Source organism: Amycolatopsis thermalba (assembly GCF_023376025.1).
Classification (GTDB): Bacteria; Actinomycetota; Actinomycetes; order Mycobacteriales; family Pseudonocardiaceae; genus Amycolatopsis_E; species Amycolatopsis_E thermalba.
In genome coordinates, this window is sequence record NZ_CP091196.1 from 4,176,429 (window position 1) to 4,190,746 (window position 14,318).

General features: G+C 73.1%; 16 protein-coding genes and 1 pseudogene. 7 read left to right on the forward strand and 10 right to left on the reverse strand.

What is annotated here, in order from left to right; translation table 11 throughout:
- The first annotated feature begins 125 nt into the window (after positions 1 to 125).
- Positions 126 to 1,202 (forward strand): coiled-coil domain-containing protein, encoded by a 1,077-nt coding sequence (locus tag L1857_RS20125; RefSeq protein ID WP_116109192.1) that lies wholly within the window; start codon positions 126 to 128, stop codon positions 1,200 to 1,202.
- Between the two features lie 339 nt (positions 1,203 to 1,541).
- Here L1857_RS20125 and L1857_RS20130 read toward each other — a convergent pair whose 3' ends face one another.
- The 5 genes from L1857_RS20130 to L1857_RS20150 form a co-directional block, all read right to left on the reverse strand.
- The gene (locus tag L1857_RS20130; RefSeq protein ID WP_249465875.1) at positions 1,542 to 2,459 is read right to left on the reverse strand and encodes an MBL fold metallo-hydrolase; all 918 of its coding nucleotides are present in this window, start codon (positions 2,457 to 2,459) and stop codon (positions 1,542 to 1,544) included.
- 20 nt (positions 2,460 to 2,479) lie between these two features.
- Positions 2,480 to 3,628: a pyridoxal phosphate-dependent aminotransferase gene (locus L1857_RS20135; protein WP_116109189.1), complete on the reverse strand. Its 1,149-nt coding sequence runs from the start codon at positions 3,626 to 3,628 to the stop codon at positions 2,480 to 2,482.
- Positions 3,625 to 4,920, reverse strand: coding sequence for an MFS transporter (locus tag L1857_RS20140; RefSeq protein ID WP_116109187.1), 1,296 nt, complete (start codon positions 4,918 to 4,920; stop codon positions 3,625 to 3,627). Before L1857_RS20140 ends, L1857_RS20135 begins: the two co-directional genes overlap by 4 nt.
- Before the next feature lie 19 nt (positions 4,921 to 4,939).
- On the reverse strand, positions 4,940 to 5,329 hold the full coding sequence (locus tag L1857_RS20145; protein ID WP_116109184.1) for an FAD-binding protein: 390 nt from the start codon (positions 5,327 to 5,329) through the stop codon (positions 4,940 to 4,942).
- A gap of 81 nt (positions 5,330 to 5,410) precedes the next feature.
- Positions 5,411 to 6,928, reverse strand: a complete 1,518-nt coding sequence (locus tag L1857_RS20150) for an aldehyde dehydrogenase (RefSeq protein ID WP_116109182.1) — start codon at positions 6,926 to 6,928, stop codon at positions 5,411 to 5,413.
- A 148-nt stretch (positions 6,929 to 7,076) separates the two neighbouring features.
- Between L1857_RS20150 and L1857_RS20155 the strand changes: the two genes are divergently transcribed.
- Complete coding sequence (locus L1857_RS20155) at positions 7,077 to 7,718, forward strand: GntR family transcriptional regulator (RefSeq protein ID WP_158224376.1); 642 nt, start codon at positions 7,077 to 7,079, stop codon at positions 7,716 to 7,718.
- Between the two features lie 19 nt (positions 7,719 to 7,737).
- On the opposite strand, the gene L1857_RS20160 is transcribed toward L1857_RS20155, so the two are convergent.
- Positions 7,738 to 8,223 carry a winged helix-turn-helix transcriptional regulator gene (locus tag L1857_RS20160; protein ID WP_116109176.1) on the reverse strand — a complete coding sequence of 162 codons (486 nt, stop codon included), beginning with the start codon at positions 8,221 to 8,223 and terminating at the stop codon, positions 7,738 to 7,740.
- Positions 8,224 to 8,255: 32 nt separating this feature from the next.
- Between L1857_RS20160 and L1857_RS35740 the strand changes: the two are divergent.
- From L1857_RS35740 to L1857_RS20175, 4 genes and pseudogenes are all read left to right on the forward strand, one after another.
- Positions 8,256 to 8,396 (forward strand): annotated as a pseudogene (locus L1857_RS35740) (MFS transporter); the annotation flags it as partial.
- Between the two features lie 103 nt (positions 8,397 to 8,499).
- Positions 8,500 to 9,540: an MFS transporter gene (locus L1857_RS20165; protein ID WP_283258018.1), complete on the forward strand. Its 1,041-nt coding sequence runs from the start codon at positions 8,500 to 8,502 to the stop codon at positions 9,538 to 9,540.
- A gap of 74 nt (positions 9,541 to 9,614) precedes the next feature.
- Complete coding sequence (locus tag L1857_RS20170) at positions 9,615 to 9,845, forward strand: hypothetical protein (RefSeq protein ID WP_094002980.1); 231 nt, start codon at positions 9,615 to 9,617, stop codon at positions 9,843 to 9,845.
- Between the two features lie 32 nt (positions 9,846 to 9,877).
- Positions 9,878 to 10,594, forward strand: coding sequence for a trimeric intracellular cation channel family protein (locus L1857_RS20175; RefSeq protein WP_094002979.1), 717 nt, complete (start codon positions 9,878 to 9,880; stop codon positions 10,592 to 10,594).
- Here L1857_RS20175 and L1857_RS20180 read toward each other — a convergent pair.
- Positions 10,579 to 11,163 (reverse strand): XRE family transcriptional regulator, encoded by a 585-nt coding sequence (locus L1857_RS20180; RefSeq protein ID WP_094002978.1) that lies wholly within the window; start codon positions 11,161 to 11,163, stop codon positions 10,579 to 10,581. The genes L1857_RS20175 and L1857_RS20180 overlap by 16 nt on opposite strands.
- Positions 11,164 to 11,242: 79 nt before the next feature.
- Between L1857_RS20180 and L1857_RS20185 the strand changes: the two genes are divergently transcribed.
- Positions 11,243 to 11,812, forward strand: a complete 570-nt coding sequence (locus tag L1857_RS20185) for a class I SAM-dependent methyltransferase (protein ID WP_094003132.1) — start codon at positions 11,243 to 11,245, stop codon at positions 11,810 to 11,812.
- Here the strand turns inward: L1857_RS20185 and L1857_RS20190 are convergent.
- From L1857_RS20190 to L1857_RS20200, 3 genes are read right to left on the reverse strand one after another with little or no spacing between them, the layout of a single operon-like run.
- The gene (locus tag L1857_RS20190; RefSeq protein WP_094002977.1) at positions 11,802 to 12,653 is read right to left on the reverse strand and encodes a dihydrodipicolinate synthase family protein; all 852 of its coding nucleotides are present in this window, start codon (positions 12,651 to 12,653) and stop codon (positions 11,802 to 11,804) included. The two genes, L1857_RS20185 and L1857_RS20190, sit on opposite strands and share 11 nt — an antisense overlap.
- An 11-nt stretch (positions 12,654 to 12,664) precedes the next feature.
- Positions 12,665 to 13,375: a class I SAM-dependent methyltransferase gene (locus L1857_RS20195; protein ID WP_116109173.1), complete on the reverse strand. Its 711-nt coding sequence runs from the start codon at positions 13,373 to 13,375 to the stop codon at positions 12,665 to 12,667.
- Positions 13,376 to 13,428: 53 nt separating this feature from the next.
- On the reverse strand, positions 13,429 to 14,307 hold the full coding sequence (locus tag L1857_RS20200) for a LysR family transcriptional regulator (protein ID WP_249465877.1): 879 nt from the start codon (positions 14,305 to 14,307) through the stop codon (positions 13,429 to 13,431).
- Positions 14,308 to 14,318: the final 11 nt, after the last annotated feature.

Below are 14,318 nucleotides of genomic sequence, written 5' to 3' on the forward strand. Positions count from 1 at the left end.
GTTTGTTCGACTTTATTAAATCTAACTGCCTGTTTAGGTTCTTCAACTCGAACTGATACGCTGCGGTTATGGAGGAAGCACCCCCACCACCGCCGCGCAGGGATGCGTCGGGGAGTCGTGAGCCCGTGTCCGATCCGGGGCTGTGCCGGTACTGCCGGCGGCACCCCCGCAAACAGCCGGGCCCGCGGGGCGGGCGCCCGGGGGAGTACTGCACGACGGTGTGGGCGGTCGACGAGCGCGGCCGCGAGGTGACGTGCGCGCGGCTGGACGAGGCCGACCAGATCTCGTTCGCCGCCTACGGACCGGCGATGCCGGGGCTGGACGTGGCGGCGGTGGGCCGGGACGTGAGCCGGGCGCTGGCGGAGATCACGCCGCTGCAGCGAACCCTGACCGCGTTGGACGAGCGGCTCGGCGCGGAGGTGGCGGAGGCCCGCGCCCGGGTCGCGGAAGCCGAGGCCGCCGCCGCGGATGCGGAGGCGCGCGCTTCAGCGGCCGAGACCTCCGCGGCGGCCGCGGAGGTGGTCGCCGCGGAGGCCGCCGAGCGGGCCGAAGCCGCCGAGGCGCGGGCGCGGGAGGCGGAGGAGCGCGCCGCGAGCGAGCGAACCCAGGCCCAGCGCGCGATCGCCGACCGGCTCACCGCCGAGGGCGAGATCCGCCAGCTGCGCGAACGCCTGGACCAGGTCGAGACCGAGCAGCGGCAGGCCGCCGAGACCGCCGCCGCCCGCATCGAGGAACTCGCCGCCGCGGCCGCCGCCCGCGCCACCGAGGCCGAGGCCGCACACACCCGCGCCCGGCAGCTGGAAACCGACCTGCGCGACCTGGCGACTCAGCACCACGAGGACCTCGAGCAGTTGCGCGCCCGGCACGACCAGGCCCTGGCCGAGGAACGCGAGAAGCACCGTCAGGCCCGCGACGAGCACGACCAGCGGATCACCGCACTGCGCGAGCAGCACGAGACGGCGTTGGCCGCCGCCCGCGACCGGATCACCGAGCTGGTCACCACCGCCGCGCGGGCCGAGGCCGCCGCCACCGAGGCGCGGACGGCCGCCCGGACCTCGGAGGCCGCCGCGGCGCGGCTCGGCGCGCTGCGGGAGGGGGTGCTCACGGCCCTGGCCGAGCCGGCGGCTGATCTTTCTGCCCGGCTCCGCGCACTGCTCGCCGGCACCGCGGCGCCCGTGGGGGGCGAGGGCCACGAGGGGTGACCCCACCGGTGCCTGCTGGACGGCGGCGTGCCTGCCCCGGATCGAGCCCAAGCCGCTCCGGGCATTCAAGGCCGCGTGCGCTCGGACCAGTTCAGCGGGACTCGGCGGGCGGTGGCCATCAGGGGTGACTCCCACCGGCGCCCGCTCCAGATCGAGGCAGCCGACTCTGTTCGAGAGTGCCCAAGCCGCTCCGGCCTCCAAGCCCGCAGGCGCCAGGACCAGCTCCACCCGATCCGGTGGCCGGTGGGGCCATCAGAGGTGAACCCACCGGCGCCCGCCCAGAGCGAGCGCACCCGGCTCGGGATCCGGGCGTCCGAGCCCGCGGGTGCCAGGACCAGGTCAGCGCGCTTCCGTGACCACCGGTTGCCAGGCGCGCCGGCCGCCCTCGTCCTGGCGCACCCGCCCGAACGCGACATCGGCGAAGTGGATTCCGAAACCGTACGTTCCAGGCGTCGCCAGGCGGTCGACGAGGGCGCGCCGGTGGCGGGCGGTCGTCTCGGGATCCACGTCGACCGGCGGCGACCACTCCGGGTGCCCGATTTGCAGCGGCGAGTGGAACAGATCCCCGAACGCGATCACCGTCTCCTCGCCGGCCGTGATCTCGTAGGCGGCGTGACCGGGTGTGTGGCCGGGCGTGGCGAGGAGCCGGACGCCGGGGAACACCTCGTCACCGTCGTCGGCCAGGTCCAGCCGCGGTTCCAGCGCCACCACCGTCTCCGGGAACGGCGCCTCCCGCCGCGAACAGCCGTGGTCCCATTCGGCCTTCGTCAGCACCGCTCGGGCGTGCGCGAACGGCGGCACCCCGGTGTCCGGTGCCGGCGCGGCGACCCAGCCGATGTGGTCGCGGTGCATGTGCGTGATCGCCACGGTGTCGACGTCGGCCGGGGCCCGGCCGAGCGCGGCGAGGCTGTCGAGCAGCCGGCCACCGCAGGCCGCCCCCGTTCGCGGCTGCGCGGGGTCGGCGGCCACCTCACGCGGCCCGAAACCGGTGTCGATCAGCAGGGCGCGGCCGTCGCGTTCGACGAGCAGACCGCCCGCGCCCACCCGCAGGAAGCCCTCGTCGTCGAGGTATTCCCGGTGGCGGTCCCAGAAATCCGGGCCGCTGTCGGCAAACCACACCCGCGGGTTGAGCTGGATCCACCCGTCGGCGACGTAGCTGAGCCTGACGCCCCCCAGCACGGCGGTCCGCACGCGCGACGGCGTGCGCAGCCGGAGGGGGTCGAGGCCGGCGACATCAGCGAGAGAATTCACATGCACCTCCGGAACAGTAACAACGATCATGCGGCCGCGAAGGCCGCGAGCCGGTCGAGCGCCTCGTCCAGCACGGGGATGTCCACCGCGTAGCTGAGGCGCACGTGGTCCGGCGCGCCGAAGCCCGTGCCCGGCACCAGGCCGACCCCGGTCTCGGTCAGCAGAGCGCTGCAGAACTCGTCCGCCGTACGTCCGGCGAGCAGCGCCGAGACGTCCGGGAACAGGTAGAAGGCCCCGGTCGGCAACGGGCACCGCACGCCGTCGATCGCGGTCAGCCTCCGGTGGGCGAGGTCGCGGCGGTACCGGTAGGACCTGATCGCGTCCCACGGCACGTCGTCCATCGCGCCCAGCGCCGCGTACTGCGCGACCACGGACACGTTCGAGGTCGCCTGGCCCTGCAACCGCCGGATGAGCCGGGCGATCTCCGGCGGCGCCGCCGTGTAACCGACGCGCCAGCCGGTCATCGCGCAGCTCTTCGACACCCCGTTCACCACCACCGTCCGGGCCTGCAGCTCCGGCCCGAGCGAGGCGATGCTGGGCACTCCACCGTCCCCGTAGTGGAAGTATTCGTAGATCAGGTCCTCCACGACGAACAAGTCGTGCCGCAGGACCACCTCGGCGAGGGCCGCCAGCTCCGCCCGGCTGTAGGTCGCGCCGGTCGGGTTGCCGGGGCTGTTGAGCACCACCGCTTTCGTCCGCGGCGTGACTGCCGCCGCCAGCTGCTCCGCGGTCAGTTTGGCCGCGGTGGGCACGATCACCGGCCGGGCGCCGGTGACCCGGACCTGCTCCGGGTAGGTCACCCAGTACGGCGCGGGCACCACGACCTCGTCCCCGTCCTCGCACAGCGCCAGGAACGCGTTGAACAGGGCGTGCTTCGCGCCGTTGGCGACCACGACGTCGTCGGGTGTGTACTCCAGTGCGTTGTCCTCGGCGAGCTTGCGCCGGATGCGCTCCCGCAGTTCGGGGATCCCGGCGACGTCGGTGTAGCGGTTGCGCCCGTCGGCGATCGCCTTCGCCGCGTACTCCCGGGCCCGGTCGGGCATCGGGAAATCGGGCTCACCGACCGAGAGGTTGAGCACCTCCTCCCCGGCGGTGCGGCGAGCGGTGAGCTGGGCGTTGAGCGAGAGTGTCGGCGAGGGGCGGATCGAGTCCGCCCGGGACGACAGGCGCTTCACGTCAGGGGCCTGCCCTTGGTTTCGGGGGTGAGGAGGGTGGTGATCAGTCCGATCGCGACCAGCACGACGAGGTAGCCGGAGAACACCCACTCCAGCTGGTGCGCGTGCAGCCAGGTCAGCACGTAGGGTGCGGTACCGCCGAAGACGGCGACCATCAGCGAGTACGGCACGCCGACGCCGGAGGCGCGGACCTCGGTGGGGAACAGCTCGGCGAAGTAGGCCGGCATGATGCCGACGAACGCGCCGAGGAAGAACAGCGCCACTCCCATGAGGACGCCGAGCCGGATCGCGGAGTCGTCGATCAGGGTCATCAGCGGAAACGACAGCACCAGGAACGCGACACCGTAGGCGATGAAGATCGGTTTGCGGCCGAAGCGATCGGACAGCCATCCCCACAGCGGCAACGTGATCATGAAGAACACGTTCGCCGCCACCGTGGCCCACAGTCCCGCCGTCGCGTCGACGCCCTTGGCGCTGATGGCGAACCCCGACACACCGACTGCCCAGATGTAGTAGACGACGGTGACACCGGCGGTCAGACCCAGGATCCGGGCCAGGCTCCTCTTGTTGCGGGCCAGCGCACGCACCAGCTCGCGCGTGCTGCGTGGTGTGGCGCCCTCGGTGTAGGCGTCGGTTTCCTTGAGGGTGCGCCGCAGGTACAGGCCGACGAAACCGAGGACACCGCCGATGAGGAACGGCACGCGCCAGGCCCAGTCCCGCAGGGCCTGCTCACCGAACACGCTCGATCCCGCCGCGCCGATGAGCGAGGCGAGCACGATCCCGGCGGTGACCGAGATGTAGAGGCTGGTCGACCACAGTCCGCGGCGCGCGGCGGGCGCGATCTCGGCGACGTAGGTGTAGGAGGCGGCGATCTCGCCGCCGTGGGCCAGGCCCTGCAGCAGCCGGGCGAGCAGCAGGATCACCGCCGCGCCGACGCCGATGGCCGCGTGGGTGGGCGCGATCCCGATGATGAGGCTGCCCACCGCCATGGTGACCATCGACGTGGTCAGCGAAAACCGCCGTCCGCGGCGGTCGGCGAGCCAGCCGAAGAGGAATCCGCCGAGCGGGCGCATCAGGAACCCGACCGCGAACACGGCCAGGGTGGACAGCAGTGCGCTCGTGGCGTCGCCACCGACGAAGAACTGCTTGGCGAAGAACGGGGCGAAGATGGCGTAGACGCTCCAGTCGTACCACTCAAGCGTGTTGCCGATGCCGGCGCCGAGCAGGGTGCGGAACGTGCCGGGTGCGGTGCCAGCCTTCGAAGTGGCTGGCACCGAGATGGGAGCCGTCATGGGCCCTCCTCCGGACGGGTCAGGCCGTGGCGGCCGCGCGGCCGGCCACCCGCCCGAACACCATGCCGCGCAGCACGGATGTGCCGCCGGGATATTTGTCGTGGTAGATGCCGGTGCATTCGCCCGCCGCGTACAGGCCGGGAATGGGCGTGCCCCGCTCGCCGACGACGCGGGCGTCCGCGTCGGTCGCCAGGCCGCCGAAGGTGAACACGATCGCGCACGCCACGGGATAGGCCAGCAGCGGCGCCTCGTCGATGGTCAGCGCCCAGTTGCTCTTGGGTGGGGTGAGGCCCGCGGTGTGCTTGCCGTCCGGCCGCCGCCAGTCGAAGGGACCGTCCACAACGGACGCGTTGTACGCGGCGACGGTCTCGGCGAGCCGGTCCGCGGGCAGTTCCAGTGCGGCGGCCAGTTCGCCGAGCGCGCCGGCGGTGACCGGTTTGCGGCACCGGGTCCGGCGACGATGCCGATGTCGTCATGCTCTTCTCCTGTGTCAGGCGCGCGGGTTGAAGGGGTCCTTGACGCCCTGGCCGGTGTCCACCCAGACGCTCTTCTCCTCGGTGTACTCGCGCAGCGCGTCGGCGCCGTTCTCGCGGCCGAGGCCGCTCTGCTTGTAGCCGCCGAACGGGGCGGCGTAGGAGGTCTTGCGGTAGTTGTTGATCCACACCGTGCCCGCGCGCAGGCGGCCCGCGACGCGGTGCGCGCGCTGCACGTTGCCGGTCCACACGCCCGCGGCGAGGCCGAACTGGGTGTCGTTGGCGATGCGCACGGCCTCGTCCTCGTCGGTGAACCGGATGAGGGCGGCGATCGGGCCGAACACCTCTTCCTGCGCGATCCGCATTTCGTTGGTGACGTCGGCGAACACGGTCGGGCGGAGGAACAACCCGTCGGGAAGGCCCTCGACCCGCGCCGGGCCGCCGCCGGCCACGAGCCGGGCGCCGTCGTCCTTGGCGACGTCGATGTAGGACAGGACCTTGTCGTACTGGGCGCGGGAGGCGATGGTGCCCATCTCGCTGGCCGGGTCCTGCGGGTCGCCCACCCGGATCGCCTCGGCGCGGCGCGCCAACTCCTCGGCGACGCGGTCGTAGACGCTGTCCTGCGCCAGGATGCGCGATCCCGCCATGCAGGTCTGGCCGCTGGCGCCGAAGATCCCGGCGACCAGGCCGTTGAGCGCGCTGTCGAGGTCGGCGTCGTCGAAGACGATGTTGGGTGACTTGCCGCCCAGCTCCAGCGACACGCGCTTGAGCGTCTTGCCGGCCTGGGACGCGATGGCCTGTCCGGTGGCGGTCGAGCCGGTGAACGCGATCTTGTCCACGCCGGGGTGCCCGGTCAGCGTGGTGCCCGACGGGTGCCCCAGGCCGGTGACGACGTTGAACACGCCCGGGGGCAGACCGGCCTCGGCGGCGAGCTCGGCGAAGCGGATGGCCGACACCGGGGTGACCTCGGACGGTTTGGCGATCACGGTGTTGCCCGCGGCCAGCGCCGGGCCGAGCTTCCACACCAGCAGCAGCAACGGCGAGTTCCACGGCGTGATGGCGGCGACCACGCCGAGCGGCTCGCGCACCGTGTAGTTGATCATCTGCCGCACGTGCAGCGGGTTGGTGCTGCCGGTCGGCATCTGCGCCAGGCCGGCGTAGTAGTTGAAGTACTCGGGCATCAGCTTGGCCTGGCCGGCCATCTCGCGGATCAGCTTGCCGTTCTCGTTGACCTGCAGCTGGGCGATCTCCTCGGCGTTGTCCGCGATCGCCTCGCCGAACCGGATGAGGAACTTCGCCCGGTCGGCCGCGCGCCAGGCGGGCCAGTCGCCGTCGTCGAAGGCGCGGCGCGCGCTGTCCACCGCGGCGTCGACGTCCTTGGCCGAGGCGTCGGGCACCTGGGCCCACACGCGGCCGGTCGCCGGGTTGACGACGTCGAGGTACTCGCCGTCGATCGGGGCGATCTGCTGGTTGCCGATGAACAGGCCGTAGCGGGTGACACCTTCGGCGGAGGTGTCCGGCGATGACGGGGGCATGGATGCGCCTTTCTGGTCGTCTTCGGGTGACCAGGACGCTAGATGATTGTCCCACAATCGGTCAAATACAAGTCTATGACCTGCTTCTTTGGTCACAGTAGATCGGAAGAGTTTGACCTACAATCGGGCAATCGTTAGGCTGGCGGGCGTGAAGGTGGTCCATGCCGCGGCGCCGGTCCGCACCCAGGCGGTCGAGGCCATCCGCGCCGACATCGTCAGTGGTGTGCTCAAACCCGGGCAGCGGCTGGTCGAACGCGAGCTGTGCGAACGGCTCGACGTCTCGCGCAACACCATCCGCGAGGCCTGCCGCCAGCTGGAGGCCGAGGGGTTCCTGGTCATCCCGCCGCACAAGGGCCCGACCGTCGCGCAGCTGAGCGACGACGAGGCCAGGGCGATCTACGAGGTGCGTGAGGCGCTCGAGTGCTTCGCCGTGCGGCTGTTCGTGGAACGGGCCGACGACGACGTGATGACCCGCCTGCGTGAGGCGTTCGCGAAGGTCAAGGCGGCGCACGAGTCCGGCCGGGTGACCCGCATGCTCAGCACGAAGAACAAGTTCTACGACGTGCTGTACTCGGGCGCGGGCAATGACGTGCTGCACGCCCAGGCGCGGCTGTTGCACGGCCGCCTGGCGCAGCTGCGTGCGCGGTCCCTGGCCCACCAGGGGCGTCCGCGGTCCAGCATCGCCGAGATCGAAGAGGTCGTGGAGCGCATCGCGGCGCGGGACGCCGATGGGGCGAGCGCCCTGTGGCGTGACCACATCCGCAACGCGGCGGCGACGGCGTTGTCCTAGCCGGCGCCGAGCCGGCGGATCAGCTGCCCGGCCGGGGCCGCCGCCAGGCGGGGTTGAGCCGGACGCCCAGTTGGTCCAGCTCGACCGGGTGCCCCTCGTCGGTGCGCAGGCCGACCCGGGCCGGGGCCCCGGTGTCGTGGTCGACGTAGAGCAGCGGGGGCCCGCCGTCCTGGAGGTACTTGTCCGCCCACTGCATCAGGCCGAGCACGACCGGGAGCAGGTCGCGGCCCATGTCGGTGAGCACGTATTCGTCGCGCGTGCGGCCGCCCACGTCCCGGTAGGGCTGCTTGTGGAGCAGGCCGGCCTCGGTGAGGTGCCGCAGCTGCCGGGCCGCGGCCGTCTCGGTGATCCCGACCCGGGAGGCGAAGGCACTGAACCGGGTGGTGCCGTAGAACGCCTCGCGCAGGATCAGCAGCGCCGACTTCGTGCCGACGATCTCCAGGGCCTTGACCAGCGAACAGTGGTCGGTCTTCCACGAGCTGAGGTCCGCGAGCGGACCTTCCATCACGGCGGGCTCGCTCGGCCGCGTTCACGGCCATGCTCGATGTCTTCGTGGTCAACGTGGCCTTCACCGACATCGGCGCGAGCTTCGACGGCTCGTCGCCGGCGGACCTGAGCTGGGTGCTCAACGGCTACACGATCGTCTACGCGGCGCTGCTGATCCCGGCCGGGCGGCTGGCGGACCGGCACGGCCGCAAGGCGGGTTTCCTCGTCGGGCTCACCGTCTTCACCCTCGCCAGCGTGGGCTGCGCCCGGGCTCTGGTGGCTGGTCGCGTTCCGGGTGCTGCAGGCCCCCGGGGCCACGGTGCTGACGCCGACCAGCCTCGGGCTCCTGCTCACCGCCCTGCCCGCCGAGCGGCGCGCGGGCGCGGTGAAGATCTGGGCGACCACCAGCTCGTTCGCCGCCGCGCTCGGCCCGGTCGCCGGCGGGGCGCTGGTCGAGCTGTCCTGGCACTGGGTGTTCCTGATCAACCTGCCGGTCGGTGTGGTGGCCTTCGCCGGGGCGCTGCGGCTGGTGCCCGAGTCCCGCGACGACTCGATCACCCGGCTGCCCGACCCGCTCGGCGCCGTCGTGCTCGCGGTCGCGCTCGGGCTGGTGAAGGGCGACGAGTGGGGCTGGGCCGGGGCGGCGACGCTGGCCGCGTTCGGCGCCGGGGTGCTCGGCATCGCGTTCCTGGTCGCGCGCGTGCTGCGGCATCCGGCGCCGGTCGTGGATCCGGCCCTGTTCCGGGTGCCGGCCTTCGCCTGGGCGAACGTCACGGTGCTGGTGTTCTGCACGGCGTTCGGGGCGCTGTTCCCCAGCGTCGTGCTGTGGCTGGAGAACGTCGCCGGGTACAGCGCCATCGCCACCGGTGTCGCGATCCTGCCGGGGCCGCTGATGGTCCCGATCTTCGCCGTCGTCGGCCAGCGGCTGGTCCGGTACCTGTCGGTGGGCCGGCTCGTGGCCGTGGGCAACCTGGTGTTCTGCGTGGGCGCGGTGATGCTGGCGTGCAACGCCTCCGCGCAGGCGCGGTTCGGGACGGACATCCTGCCCGGCTGGATCGTGACCGGCATCGGCATCGGGCTCGCGCTGCCCAGCATGCTCGCCGCCGCGACGGCGGGCCTCCCACCCGCCCGGGCGGCGACCGGCAGCGCCGTGGTCAACACCGGCCGCCAGCTCGGGTACGTGCTCGGGGTGGCCGTCCTGGTCGCCGCGCTCGGCACGCTCGACGCCGGGTCGGGCGCGGGCTTCCGGGCGGCGTGGTGGTTCATCGCCGGTGCCACGGCCCTCGGTGCCGTCACCGCGCTCGGTCTCACGCCCCGCGCATCCGCCGGGAAGTGAGGGGCCGGCTGCGCATCCTCGTCGGACCCCGCGGGTACCGTCCACGCAGGAGCACGACGCGTGGAGGAGCCACGGTGAAGGCGAAGGACCAGCTCAGCCTGTTCGAGGCGCTCCCGTGGTTCGTGCCGGACGTGCCGGCCCCGTTCGCCGACGAGCGGCGGGCCCACCTGTTCGCCGACGAGCAGCCCTACCTGGGCTACCGGATCGCGCGGTGTGGTGAGCGGCGGCGCATCTGGACGGCGATCGAGCACGTGCCCGGAGGCGAGCGGGTGCCGCGCTGCGCGGAGTGCCTCGCCGTGTCCTGATCGTCCGTCCACTGCGGACTAGGGTGCCCGGTATGGCGGGTGGAACGGCGGTCGAGGCGATCAACCACGTCACGCGTTACCTCGATCTGGCCGGCGTGTTCGCCTGCGCGATCCTCGGCGGCGCGATCGCGCGGAGCGAGCGGCTGGACCTGTTCGGGTTCCTGGTGGTGGGCAGCGTGTCCGGGCTCGGCGGCGGGGTCATCCGGGACACGCTGCTGCAGCACGGCACGCCGGTCGCGCTGACCGACTACGCCTACCTGCCGACCGCGCTGGCCGGTGCGCTGCTGTCGTTCGTGATCTCGATCAGCGAGAGCGCGTGGGACAAGCTGTTCACGGCTCTGGACGCGGCGGTGATCGGGTTCTGGGCGGTCACCGGGGCGCAGAAGACGCTGGCCGCCGGGCTGGGCTGGCTGCCGGCGATCCTGCTGGGCACGGCCACCGCGGTCGGGGGCGGCGCGCTGCGGGACATCATGCTGCGGCGCGTGCCCGCGGTGTTCGGCGGCAACGCGCTCTACGGCACGGTCGCCGCGGCCGTCGCGGCCACGATGGTGATCTGCCACTACCTGGGCGCCCCGCTGGTGGGTGTCGTGGCCGGGGTGGTCGGGGCGTTGTCGTTCCGGCTGGCGGCCGTGAAGTTCGGGTGGAACCTGCCCAACGGGCTGGAGTGGCAGCCGCACTCCCGCCTGGCGAGCAAGTGGCGCAGCCGCCGGGTGCGGCGCAACCCGCCGGAGGGTCAGGAGGGCCGGTAGCGGGCCCGGATGTGGAAGCGTTCGCCCTGCGGGCCGAGGATGCTCAGGAACTCGACCGGGCCGGTGTCGGCGTTGCCGAACCAGTGCGGCAGGTGGGTGTCGAACTCGGCGACCTCGCCGGCGGACAGGACGAGGTCCTGGTCGCCGAGGACGAGCCGGAGCCGTCCGTCGAGGACGTAGAGCCAGTGGTAGCCCTCGTGCGAGCGCGGATCGGGGTCGAGCCCGGACGGCCCGGCCGGGAGGATCTGTTTGAAGGCCTGCAGCCCGCCGGGTTTGCGGGTGAGCGGGATGACGGTCATGCCGTGGTGGGTCCGGGGCCGCGGGTAGACGCGCGGGTCGCCGGTGGCGGGCGCGCCGACGAGGTCGTCGAGCGGCACCTGGTGGGCCTTGGCCAGCGGCAGCAGCAGTTTCAGGCTCGGGGCGCGCTGCCCGGATTCCAGGCGGGACAGGGTGCTGACCGGGATGCCGGTGGCCTCCGACAGGGCGGTCAGGGTGGTGCCGCGGCGCCGGCGCAGCTCACGCAGCCGCGGGCCGACGGCGCCGAGCACGGCGTCGAACTCCTCGCTCATCTCTCCACTGTGCCCGCGGCTTTGCCGATTCCGCAAAGAACTTTGTCAGCCGGCGGGCGTGCGGGGCACCGTGGTGGTCATGGACTGGGACGAGATGTACCGCAGCCGCGAGCGGGTGTTCAGCGGCGAACCCAACGAGGTGCTGGTCGCCGAAGCCGCCGGACTGGCGCCGGGGCAGGCGCTGGACGCGGGCTGCGGGGAAGGGGCCGACGCGTTGTGGCTGGCGCGGCGGGGCTGGCACGTCACCGCGGTCGACGCCTCCCGCGTCGCGCTGGAACGGGCGGCCGCGGCGGACGACACCGGGCGCGTGGCGTGGATGCACGCCGACCTGACGGCCATGGCGCCACCCGCGGGCTGCTTCGACCTGGTGTCGGCGCACTACGTCCCGCTGCCCAAGGCCGACCCCGGCGTGCTGCGCGGACTGCTCGCCGCGGTCGCGCCCGGGGGCACGTTGCTGGTGACCAGTCACGATCCCGCCGAGCTGACCGCGCGCGAGGGGTTCGACCCGGCCGACTACTACCACCCGGCCGACATCGCCGCGCTGCTCGCCGCGGAGTGGACCGTGCTGGTCGACGAGATCCGGCCGCGCGCCACACCCGGCCGGTACACGCGGGACACCGTCCTGCGGGCGCGGCGGGCTACAGGCTGAGCGCCGCCAGCGTGGCGATGACCTCCTCCCGCGCCGGGCCGTCGAGTTCGCGCAGCGGGCGGGGCAGGACGCGATCGCCGGTCAGGCCGAGGTGGGTGGCCGCGGCGGCGAGGACGCGGATGCCGCCGTGGCGGGCGAACAGGTCCCACAGCGGTCGCAGGCGCTCCGACTCGGCGGGATCGCGCATGATCGCCTGGGCGGCGTCCGGGAACGTGCCGGCGAGGGCCGAGTACCAGGCGTCGCAGCCGGCGGCGAGTCCGGCGGCGGCGAACGGGTCGCCGCTGATCCCGATCGTGACGGTGTCCGGGATGCGGGCGCGCAGGGCGTCCACCCGGGCCTTGGCGCCGGCGGGCACGCCGGGGATCTTGATGGAGCCCACGCCGGGCAGTCCGGCGATGCGGCCGTGCAGCTCGTCGCTGAACTGGAAGTGCGTGGTGCGCGGGTTGTCGTAGACGCACAGCGGGACCGACAGTTCGCGGGTGACGTCTTCGTAGAGGCCGAACACCTCGTCGTCGGTGAGGGGCTGGTAGCTGACCGGGGCGAGCAGCACCGCGGCCGCGCCGGCGTTCTGGGCGTCCTCGGCCAGCGCGAGGACCTCGCTCGTGGTCAGCGCGCCGATGCCGACCATCACCGGGGTGCCCGCCGCCGCGCCGACGGCGATCTTGGCCGCCTCGGCGCGCTGGTCGCGGGTCAGGTAGGCGTAGGAGCCGGTGGAGCCGAGCGCGCCGATCGAGTCGACCCCGGCCGCGGCGAGGCGCTCGACCAGCCGGGCGTAGGCGGCGGTGTCGAGGCCGGTGCCGGTGATCGGGGTGAGCGGGAAGGCGGACAGGCCGGTGAACATGGAGGTTCCTCTCAGGGGCGGGTGGCGGTGAAGATCGCGTGGCCGGCGTGCAGCCAGACCACGTCGGCGTCGGCGAACCCGGCGTCGGCGAGCCAGGTCAGGTGCTCGGCGACCGAGGAGGGCGTGTCGAGCGGGTCGGGGCCGGGCAGGCGGTAGTAGTTCCACTCCGCGCGCTCGAACGCCCGGGCGGCTTCGTCGCCGCCCGCGTCGCGCACGGCGCGGTCCCAGTGCTCGGCGGCCACCGCGCGGGCCCGGGCGCCCGCGGGTTCGACCAGGTCGGCCATGACGAACACCCCGCCGGGCACGAGCATGCCGTGCAGGTCGCGGTAGAGCTCGCGCTTGCCGGCGCCGTCGAGGTGGTGCACGGCGAGCGAGGTCATCACGCCACCGAACGCGCCGCGCCGCCAGTCCCGGTCGTGGATGTCCGCCCGCACCCGTTCCCACCGGCCCGGGAACGGCGCGAGGCGGGCAGCCGCCTTGTCCAGCATCTCGGGTGAGCCGTCGAGCAGGATGACGCGGGCCCGGGTGTCGCGGCGCAAGTACTCCGCGGAGAGCAGGCCCTCACCGCAGCACAGGTCGAGCACGCGCGGTTCCGGGATGCCGGCGAGGAGGTCGCAGACGACCGCGATCTGCTCGCGCCGGTGCGGCACGAACGCGTCGCCGTGGGTGGTGAAGAGCTCGGTGTCGCTCGGCCGCCAGGCGGCGGGCTGCTCGGCGGGCATGGTCCTCACCCTAGCCAGCCCGGGCGAATCCTTTTCCGGCATCGGGCGGGTACTCAGCGCAGTGCGGCGCGGGCGCGGCCGAGGAACACCCGCGCCGCCGGGCTCACCGGGCCCGCCGCCCGCCAGGCGAGGACCAGGCAGCCGCGCAGCGGGGGATCGGTGATCGTGATCGCGTGCAGGTCGGGCCGGGTCGTGGCCACCGACTCCGGCAGGATCGCCACGCCCAGCCCGCGCGCGGCGAGGTCGGCCAGCACCGCGGGGTGCCCGGCCTCGAACCCGATCCGCGGGGTGAGGCCCCGCGCGGCGCAGGCCTCGTCGAGGCGGGCGCGCAGGCCGGTGCCGGCGGGCAGGCTGATCAGCGGCCGGTCCCGCAGGTGCGCCAGCGGGACCTCGGCTCGGCCGGCCCACTCGTCGTCCAGGCCGACCGCCGCGGTGATGGCCTGCTCGGTGAGGACCAGGACGTCCAGGCCGGGTGGTCGTTCGTCGGTGGCGAGGCTGACGATCCCCGCGTCCAGGCGCCCGCCGCGGATGTCCTCGGCCAGCTGCTCGGAGCGGCCTTCGACGAGCGTGATCTCCACACCGGGGTGCTCGTCGTGGAATGCGGCCAGCAGGCCGGGCACGTCGAAGCTGTGCGAGGTGACCATCCCGAAGGCGATCTTGCCCCGGACCAGGCCGCGGAACTCGTCGGCGACCAGCCGCGCCCCGGCGACGGCGGTCAGCGCCGCGCGGGCGTAGGGCAGGACCGCGGCGCCGACCTCGGTGAGCCGGACCGTGCGGCCGGAGCGGTCCAGCAGCTCGTGCCCCAGCTCCCGCTCCAGGCGCCGGACCTGCGCCGACACGCCGGGCTGGGCCACGTGCACGCGTTCGGCGGCGCGGGTGAAGTTGCCCTCCTCGGCGACCGTCACGAAGTACTCGAGCTGCCGCAGTTCCATAACCGCTGATT

Coding starts and splice junctions, on each gene's coding strand:
- L1857_RS20150 (WP_116109182.1), bottom strand. CDS start 6,928: ATGCCCCCGTCATCGCCGGACACCTCCGCCGAAGGTGTCACCCGCTAC.
- L1857_RS20175 (WP_094002979.1), top strand. CDS start 9,878: ATGGCGGGTGGAACGGCGGTCGAGGCGATCAACCACGTCACGCGTTAC.
- L1857_RS20180 (WP_094002978.1), bottom strand. CDS start 11,163: ATGAGCGAGGAGTTCGACGCCGTGCTCGGCGCCGTCGGCCCGCGGCTG.
- L1857_RS20200 (WP_249465877.1), bottom strand. CDS start 14,307: ATGGAACTGCGGCAGCTCGAGTACTTCGTGACGGTCGCCGAGGAGGGC.
- L1857_RS20185 (WP_094003132.1), top strand. CDS start 11,243: ATGGACTGGGACGAGATGTACCGCAGCCGCGAGCGGGTGTTCAGCGGC.
- L1857_RS20195 (WP_116109173.1), bottom strand. CDS start 13,375: ATGCCCGCCGAGCAGCCCGCCGCCTGGCGGCCGAGCGACACCGAGCTC.
- L1857_RS20160 (WP_116109176.1), bottom strand. CDS start 8,223: ATGGAAGGTCCGCTCGCGGACCTCAGCTCGTGGAAGACCGACCACTGT.
- L1857_RS20140 (WP_116109187.1), bottom strand. CDS start 4,920: ATGACGGCTCCCATCTCGGTGCCAGCCACTTCGAAGGCTGGCACCGCA.
- L1857_RS20190 (WP_094002977.1), bottom strand. CDS start 12,653: ATGTTCACCGGCCTGTCCGCCTTCCCGCTCACCCCGATCACCGGCACC.